The sequence below is a fragment of the Methylobacterium ajmalii genome (genome assembly GCF_016613415.1).
GTDB classification, from domain to species: Bacteria; Pseudomonadota; Alphaproteobacteria; order Rhizobiales; family Beijerinckiaceae; genus Methylobacterium; species Methylobacterium ajmalii.
This window is the reverse complement of the sequence record NZ_JACWCT010000146.1, coordinates 1-8,537: the sequence shown is the minus strand read 5'-3', so window position 1 is coordinate 8,537 and position 8,537 is coordinate 1. Positions and strand designations below refer to the sequence as shown.

At 71.0% G+C, this 8,537-nt stretch carries 5 protein-coding genes, 2 tRNA genes and 1 pseudogene; 3 read left to right on the top strand and 5 right to left on the bottom strand.

Going from position 1 to position 8,537, the window contains the following annotated elements; all coding sequences use genetic code 11:
• Positions 1–1,739, bottom strand: a 1,739-nt coding sequence (locus HPY23_RS26620; protein ID WP_200601643.1) for a galactose oxidase-like domain-containing protein, incomplete at its 3' end; no start/stop codon positions are given.
• 86 nt (positions 1,740–1,825) lie between these two features.
• Positions 1,826–2,446, bottom strand: a complete 621-nt coding sequence (locus tag HPY23_RS26615; protein ID WP_091884124.1) for an SCO family protein — start codon at positions 2,444–2,446, stop codon at positions 1,826–1,828.
• Between the two features lie 1,123 nt (positions 2,447–3,569).
• On the opposite strand from HPY23_RS26615, the gene gph reads away from it, so the two are divergent.
• Complete coding sequence (gene gph, locus HPY23_RS26610; protein WP_091884121.1) at positions 3,570–4,283, top strand: phosphoglycolate phosphatase; 714 nt, start codon at positions 3,570–3,572, stop codon at positions 4,281–4,283.
• Between the two features lie 285 nt (positions 4,284–4,568).
• Here the strand turns inward: gph and HPY23_RS26605 are convergent.
• The 3 genes from HPY23_RS26605 to HPY23_RS26595 form a co-directional block, all read right to left on the bottom strand.
• Positions 4,569–4,643, bottom strand: a tRNA-Val gene (locus tag HPY23_RS26605).
• Between the two features lie 123 nt (positions 4,644–4,766).
• Positions 4,767–4,841 (bottom strand) — tRNA-Val (locus tag HPY23_RS26600).
• 63 nt (positions 4,842–4,904) lie between these two features.
• Complete coding sequence (locus HPY23_RS26595; protein WP_091884119.1) at positions 4,905–6,695, bottom strand: ABC transporter ATP-binding protein/permease; 1,791 nt, start codon at positions 6,693–6,695, stop codon at positions 4,905–4,907.
• Between the two features lie 534 nt (positions 6,696–7,229).
• Here HPY23_RS26595 and HPY23_RS33900 point away from each other — a divergent pair.
• On the top strand, positions 7,230–7,874 hold the full coding sequence (locus HPY23_RS33900) for a 2OG-Fe(II) oxygenase (protein ID WP_244537511.1): 645 nt from the start codon (positions 7,230–7,232) through the stop codon (positions 7,872–7,874).
• Positions 7,875–8,023: 149 nt separating this feature from the next.
• Positions 8,024–8,537 (top strand): annotated as a pseudogene (locus HPY23_RS26585) (hypothetical protein); the annotation flags it as partial.

Below are 8,537 nucleotides of genomic sequence, written 5' to 3'. Positions count from 1 at the left end.
CCGCCGGTCCCGGTTCCGGCCGCCGCGACCGCGGGCGCCGACACCTGGCTCGGGGCCGCGACGCCGGCGCCGAGCGCCACGATCACGCCGGGCGAGGGCACGCCCTTCTGGTCGATCGCGACGAGCTGGTAGTAGCCGGGGGGCGCGACGTTGGCCGAGGCCGGGGCCTGCACGGTCACGGCGGTGCCGGCCTGGGTGAAGGCGACGGCGTGCCGGCGCTGGGCCGCGTTGAAGCTGTGCGTCGTCGCGCTCAGGCCGACCAGGACCACCTGGGCGAGGCCGTTCTGCGAGGTCAGCTCGACCTGCATCGCCTGGCCGTGCTGGAGCTGCACGGTCGAGAGGCTGACGATCTGCGGGCGCGGCGCCAGCGCGGTCTTCCCGTTCACGGTGGTGAACAGGTAGGGCGGGTAGAACACCTCGGCGTTCTGGTTCGCCACCGGGCCCGGGGCGCCGCCGCCGGCGAGCAGCACGGCGCCGTTCTGCAGCAGGATCGCGCTCGAATGGTAGCCGCGATACACCCCGCCTGACGCGCCCGCCGACCAGCGCCCGGTCTTCGGATCCCAGATCTCCGATTGCAGCACGGTGTCGCCGTCGGCCCGGTCGTTCCACTTGCTGCCGCCGGTGACGGCGACCTGGCCGGTCGGCAGCACCGTGGCGTTGGCCCAGGCGCGGCCGACGCTCATCGGCGCGGTGTCGGTCACCACCGGCGCGCCGCCGTTGATGTCGATCACCGTGGCGCGACTGCTCGACAGGAAGCCGTTGCCGTTGTCGTAGCTGTTGCCGCCGACTTGCAGGATGCGGCCGGTATCGAACATCGCCGCGGTCGAGACCGGGCCGACATTCGGCGCATCGAGGGCCGAGGATGCGTTGCGCTGCGGCTCCTTGAAGTTCGTCACCGTCACGGCGCCGTTTCCGGCGGGATCGAGGAACCACATCTTCTCCGAGCTGATGCCGAAGACTTTGCCGTTGGGGGCGACCCAGGCGCGGGGATACCACCACCTGTTGTTGTCCGGCCCGAACGCGTCGCGGCTCTTGGCGCCGAACAGGGTCCGCCACTGGGTGCCGTCGAAGACCTCCGGGGTCATCCCGGTCATGTAGCCCTTGTCGATGCTCCCCTGCGGGTCGGCCCAGCCGCCGAGATAGGGGTAGGAGCCGCCCATGATGAGCTGCTGGCCGTTGGGCAGGGTCAGCATGGTCGAGTAGTAGCGGTCGTTGGCGAGCTTGGCGCCCACCGCGGTCACCCCGGTGCCGGTGCCCTTGAAGAGCAGGCTGCCCTTGTCGTTGCCGTTGTCGAAGATGCCGCCGGCGATGAGCAGCGAACCGTCCGGCCGGAAGGCCTGGGCGGCGCAGAAGCTGTTGATGCCGCCGACGCCGTTGAAGGTCGCGTGACCGCCGCCGAAGCCCTGGGTCGGGTCCCAGGTGTCGAAGGTGCGCCCGTCCTGGGTGCCGGGATTGCCCCCCGGGGTGCCGAAGGACAGGACCTTGCCGCTCGGCAGGAGGCTCATGGTGACGGCGTTCATCGGCCAGCCCTGCACGCCCGAGAACACGCCCGTCGCCGGGGCGGCGTCGGGGAGCGGGAGGCCCGTCATCATCGGGTCGGCGACCGGGGCGACGACGACCCTGAACTGCGCGGCCTCGGCCGGGGAGAGGAGGCCGGTCGCCAGCATCGTGGCGGAGAGGAGGGCGGCGTCGCGCAGGCGCGTCGAGCGCCGGATCGCGGCGCGGGCGGGGTCGGTCATGGTCGGGTCTTCCGGAGCGGAGGGCGCACGGGCGGTGCGGGAACGGGAGGCGGGGAGCAGGGGACGGGAGGGGCGCGACGCCGGCTTTAGCGGGGGGCGTCGAGGCCCTGCGCGAACGTGTCGAGGAGGGCGATGTCGCCGGCGAGCCGCGGACGGTCGACCGGGTCGCCGCCGTAATTCGACGCGACCGCGCCGCGCCGGTCGAACAGCAGGATCTGCGGCGGCGGCTCCGGCAGCGCCGTCGCCGGATAGCGCAGCATCCGGGCGAGGGCGGTGCTCCAGGCCGGATCCCCGGAAAGGACGCGAAGCCGAGGCCTCGCCCCGACGGTGCCGTGCGCGAAAGCCCGCAGAGCCTCGGACGAACCGCCGAACCCGATCGCGAGGAACACCGCGCGCTCGCGCAGGCCGTCCGGGAGCGATTGGGCCACCCGCTCGAGGTCGAGGGTGCGGGCGACGCAGACGATGGCGCAATCCGGCGCCACGAAGGACACGGCCACGATCCGGTCGCGCAGGTCGGCGGCGGTCAGCGCCACGCCGTACTGGTCGACCCGGCGCGCCGCCGCGCCGGCCGGCCACAGCAGGGCGTCGAGGTCGCTCGCCGACGGCACCGCCACGGCCATGCGCGGCTCGACCGCGGCGGTGCCGGCGCTGCCCCACAGCGGCAGGCCGAGGGCGAGGGCCGCGATGTGCTTCACGATCGGCCGCATGGCTCGATTCCACCAGTCCATCGCTCGAGATTTCACGATCGGGAGACTGGCGACCGGACGTTGATATCCGGTAATCGGGCGCGGATAACGAATCATGACCTGCATTCCGCAGCGGACGGAGGCGTCGTCGCGACTGCAACTTGCAGTATATTCCCGCCGGATCGCCCGGCAGGCTTAACGAGATCCGTCCGAACCCCGCGAAAACTCGCGAATCTTCCGGCATCCCGGATCGCGGCAGGGCGGCATCGGATCGTCGACCGGCCGGCCGTGGATCCAAGGCGCGGGATCCGGGACCCGGAGCGCCGTTCGCGCAGTCGGCTACGAATCCCCCTTGACCGCTCCCGGGAGGAGGGGCAGCATAGTCTTCATCGAGTCGAACTCGAGGAGGTGGCCATGAATTCTCAAGGTTGCAGCCCTCACGCGACGCATACCGATGCCGGTGACCAGGAAACTCCACCGGACTACTTGCGACAGGGATAGTGGCTCCAGGGCGGGCTGAATGCGGCACGGGGCCGAGATGGCCATCGCAATCGTGCCGCGCGAGAGCACACCCGCACCCTGGAACGTGGACCCTGCCTCTTAAGGCTCGTCGGTGCGCCGGCGGGCCTTCGTCGTTTCAGGGCGTCGCGCCTCACGTCCCTCGCTTATCGACGCCACCGCGCGCGGCACGCTCGACGCAGAGGAAGACGGGTGCATTTTTAATGTGTCGTTAAGTTTTCGAAGCCGCACAAAGATCGCGACCAGCCGGCTACGAATCCCTCTTGACCCCATATCGATAGAGGAGCAGCATGATCCTCGTCGAGAAGAACTCGAGGAGGTGGCCATGAATTCTCAAGGTTGCAGCCCTCACGCGACACAGACCGATGCCGGTGACCAGGAAACTCCACCGGACTACTTGCGACAGGGATAGTGGCTCCAGGGCGGGCTGAATGCGGCACGGGGCCGAGACGGCCATCGCAATCGTGCCGCGCGAGAGCGCACCCGCACCCTGGAACGTGGACCCTGCCCCTTAAGGCTCGTCGGTGCGCCGGCGGGCCTTCGTCATTTTGGGCACCCGGCATGGCCCCGTGCATGTCCGGCCTGTAAAGGAGGCGCCACACCCCGCCGCCAGCCGCGAGATTCCATGCCGAGCCAAGCCCCCACCCCCACGACCGCCGCCGGCCTCGCGCCGATCGTGGTGTTCGACCTCGACGGCACCCTGGCGGAGACGGCCGGCGACCTCATCGGCACGCTGAACGTGATCCTGGCGCAGGAAGGGCTGCCGCCGGTGGCTCTGTCGCAGGCGCGCGAGCTGATCGGGGCGGGCGCCCGGGCGCTGATCCAGCGCGGCTTCTCGGCCGGCGGGCGCGAGCTGACACCGGCCAAGCTCGACGCGCTGTTCCGGGTCTTCCTGGCGCATTACGGCCAGCACCTGTGCGAGGTCTCGCACCTCTTTCCCGGCGTGATCGAGTCCCTCGACCGGCTCGAGGCGGCGGGCTACCGGCTCGCGGTCTGCACCAACAAGCCCGAGGAGCACTCGGTCCGCCTCCTGGAGCTGCTCGGCGTGAAGGGACGCTTCGCGGCGATCTGCGGCCGCGACACCTTCCCGTACTTCAAGCCCGATCCGCGCCACCTCACCGAGACGATCGCGCAAGCCGGCGGCGATCCGGCCCGGGCCGTGATGGTGGGCGATTCCCGCACCGACGTCGCCACCGCCAAGGCGGCCAGCATCCCGGTAGTGGCGGTGCCGTTCGGCTATACCGACGTGCCGGTGGAGGAGCTGGAGCCGGACGTGGTGATCCAGCATTTCGACGCGCTGTTCGAGGCGGTGCGGCGGCTCGATCCGGGCGCGGCCTGAGTGCCGGCGCGGCGGGCCGACACGCTCGCAGCCTGCGTGACGTAATGTCGAGGTGGCTCACGACCCTGCAACCTCGTTCCGAGGTCGGCCCATCCTCGATGGGCCGGCATCTCCGGGCGCCGTCGCGGGCTGAGACACAAGAATCGCCGAAGCCATCATCCGCAAGTCAAACGGATTCGTCGATGAATCCCGTGCTGCGACGCGGAACTCGGGATGATGGACAGACCAACGAGACCACGGTGAAAGTCGTTCGGACTTCGCCCCCGTCGTGATCTTCGGGTAAAATGGTGGGCGCGACAGGGATTGAACCTGTGACCCTTCGCGTGTGAAGCGAATGCTCTCCCGCTGAGCTACGCGCCCGGCTCGGCCGAGGTGCGGGAGACGAGGAGCCCGGAGGCACGCCCGTCGAAGGCCGAAACTCCGATCATCGAGGCGATGTGGCGCGGGTTGCCACGGCTCGACCGATCGAAACTGTATCAAGGGTGGTGGGCGCGACAGGGATTGAACCTGTGACCCTTCGCGTGTGAAGCGAATGCTCTCCCGCTGAGCTACGCGCCCTGTGAGCCGGCTTCTAGGCGGGGCGACGCGGCGCGTCAAGGCGCTTCGTCGCCCCGTTGTCGGCTACTCGGCCGGCACCGCCGCGGCGAGGTCGGTCGGCACGAAGCGGCCGTCCTCGCGGCGGGCCATGTCGATGCGCCGGTCGTGGAAGGCGGTCAGCGTCGAGCGGTGGCCGATCGACACGATGGTGGTGTCCGGCAGTTCCACGCGCAGCATGCGGTAGAGCGCGGCCTCGGTCGGCTCGTCGAGGGCGGCGGTGGCTTCATCGAGGAAGAGCCAGTCGGGCTTGGCCAGAAGCGCCCGGGCGATGGCGAGGCGCTGCTGCTCGCCCAGCGACAGGGCCTGGGCCCAGGGCGCCTCCTCGTCGAGGCGCCCGGCGAGGTGCGGCAGCCGCGCCGCCTCCAGGGCCGCCCGGATCGCCGCGTCGTCGCGGCTGCCGGCGGGCTCGGGATAGGTGGCGGCGGCACGCAGGGTCCCCATCGGCAGGTAGGGCCGCTGCGGCAGCAGCATCAGGCGGGCGCCCTCGGGCGTCGTCACCGAGCCCTCGCCGAACGGCCAGATGCCCGCGATGGCGCGAAACAGCGTCGACTTGCCCGAGCCCGAGGGGCCGGTGAGCAGCGTCGTCTCGCCGGGCCGGAACGAGAGGGCAGGGGCCTCGGCGATGCGCCGCCCGTCCGGCAGGTCGAGGGCGAGACCCTTGAGGTGCAGGCCGCGATCGGTCGCCGGGACGACCGAGAGCGCGCTGGCCGCCGCCATCGCGTCGGCCCGGCTCATCGCGGCGTCGAAGGTGGTGAGCCGGTCGACCTGCGCCTTGTAGTCGGCCAGCGTCACGTAGAACGTGATGAAGAACGACATCGCGCCCTCGACCCGCGCGAACGCGCCGGCGGTCTGCGTCATCACCCCGAGCGGGATCTGGCCGGCGAAGTAGTAGGGCGCCACCAGGACGTAGGGGATCACCGCGTTGACCTGCTGGTAGCTGGCCGTGAAGGCGGCGAGCTTCTTGCGGCGGTCGACGATGGCGTAGAAGTTTTTGATCAGCGAGGCGAAGCGCTCACCGAGCGAGACCTTCTCCGCCCGGGCGCCGTCGAGCAGCGCCACCTGCTCGCCATACTCGCGCAGGCGGGCGAGCGAGAAGCGGAAATCCGCCTCGCGGCGCTGCTGCTCGAAGTTGAGCCCGGCGAGCTTCCGGCCGATGCGGTGGGTGATCCAGGTGACGAGGCCCGAGTAGATCAGCGCGCCCCAGACCAGGAAGCCCGGCACGTGCCAGTCGGTCCCCGGCACCGTGAAGGCCGACGAGATGTTCCACAGGATCACCGAGAACGAGATCAGGTTCGAGACGGTCGAGATGACGTTGATGGCCAGCGACTGCGTCGTCTGGGTGAACTGGTCGATGTCGTCGGCGATGCGCTGGTCGGGGTTGTCGGCCTGGGCGCCCGAGAATCCCATGCGGTAATGGGTGTCGTTGCCGAGCCAGCGCTCGACGTAGTGCCGGGTCATCCAGGCCCGCCAGCGGATGCGCAGGAACGACTGGATCACGTACTGGATGATCGCGCTCGCCACGTAGACCGCGGCCCACAGGCAGAACACCGAGAACAGCAGCGACCAGAACGCCGCCGCGTCCTTGCTCTGGATGGCGTTGAACCAGTCGCGGTTGAAGTACGAGATCCGCACGTTGATCGCCACCTGGGCGAACTCGATGCCGATCACCAGGGCCGCCATGGCGAGCGCGACCCAGCGTTCCTGCATCTTCACCGCCGGCAGCGGCCACAGCCGCACGGTCGTGACCTCGCGGGTGGTGTAGTAGGGATAGGCCAGGCGCCAGATCTGCAGGAGAGCCTGCTTCAAGCCGTGCATCGCGGTCTCCGGGCCGCCCGGGGGCGGGCCTTGGGGCGGGCCCGCCTGGAGGGCGAGCCGGTGAAGGGGTGCGGTCGGGGCGCGGGCGCTCGGCGCCGCCCGTCGGCCGTTCCGCCATGGGTGGGTCCCGTGGCAGGACCATGGCACCGTCGCCGTTGCAAGTTAAACCGCGTCCATCTCGGCGCGGGCCCCGACGCCGAGGGCGTCCCGGGGGCTCGCCGGGATGCGCTCGCCGGGCCTTGGTGCACCTCACAAAACTCCCGCCGCAATGTCGCTGCCACAGCAAGCCGAGGCGGTGGTCGGGAGTTTTGTGAGAGACACTTGATCGCCAAGCCTTGCTCGCCAAGACGTGAACGCCGGAGAACCGGCAGGACGGCGGGCCGCCACGCCGCGCCGCCGCCGCAATCGGATCCGATGATCGGCGCCTCGCCCGCCGTCCGGCCGGACGGCCGCAAGATCCGACGCGCGCGAGCAACCCATGCTTTCCCTGTCGACGCCTCCCCATCCTGTCCTTCCCTTTCGGCAGCTTGCCCGGTGATCTCGGCCGTCCCGGCCGCGCCGGTCCTCGATCTCGACGCCGTGCGCGCCGCGCCGCTTGCGAGGGCGCCCTACCCCTACGTCCTCGGCCGGCAGGTGATCCGGCCCGAGGCGGTGCCCGCGCTCGCCTGCGACTTTCCCGCCATCGCCAAGCCCGGCTACCTCACGGTGGACGAGGTCGCCCTCTCGGGCCGGTTCGGGGATCTGGTCGCGGAGCTCGAGGGCGATGCCGTCTCGCGGGTGCTGGGCGAGAAGTTCGGGATCGACCTCGTCTCCCATCCGCGGCTGACCACGGTGATGGGCCGCTCGCAGCCGAAATACGGGGCGATCCACACCGACGGTGCCGCCAAGGTGCTGACGCTCCTGCTCTACCTGAACGACGCCTGGGAGGCGCCGGAAGCCGGGCGCCTGCGGGTGCTCTACGACGGCGAGCGGTTCGATCCCTACGCGGTCGAGGTGCCGCCCACGATGGGGACGATGTTCGCCTTCCTGCGCGGCGACACCTCCTGGCACGGCCACCGGCCCTTCGCGGGCGAGCGCCGGGTGGTGCAGGTCGCCTGGATGCGGGACGCGGCCGAGCTGGCGCGCAAGCGCCGGCGCAATCGCACGGCGCAGCTTTTCAAGGGCATCTTCCGCCGGTGAGGCGACCAGAGTGCCGGGCCTCCGGTCCGGCCGACTTCGCGGCACCGACGACTTGACGCATTCTCGCGGCCCTGAACCAATGGCCACAATGGCTTGCGAGCGCTCGACGACGTGACCGCCGGCATCGGCCGGGGCACCCTGGGGGTAGCATGAGGGCGTTTCACCGCGCGGGCCTGTTCGTGGCCGGCCTGTTGGGGCTGGCTGCCGCCGCCGGCTTGACCGGGGTCGGCCGCGCCGTCGCGCAGTCCGATCTCGAGATGCCCGCCGACGCGCCGGTGCTCTCGAAGCCCTACCGCTCCACGGTGCCGATCTTCCGCCGCCGGGCCCCGCCCCCGGACGCGGTGCCGGACGAGGCGGCCTCGTCGTCCGGCGGCTGGCGCGAGCCGCCGGGCCGCACCGCCGTCCGCGACCGGGCCTCCCCGGAGGACGGCAAGCGCGAAGGCGACAGGAACGAAGGCGGCAAGGCCGGGATCGGGCGATCGGACCTCGCCACGCCGGATCCCGGCCGCGGCGAGCCGGCGCCACGCGGCACGGCCCAGGGTGAGACCGGCTTCGGCCCGGTGAAGCCCGCCCCGGCGGGCGATCTCGCGCCCGACGACGAGGCGGAGGAGCGGGCACCCGCCCCCGCCGGCCGCGGGCGGCCGCGCGTCCCGCCCGATCCGC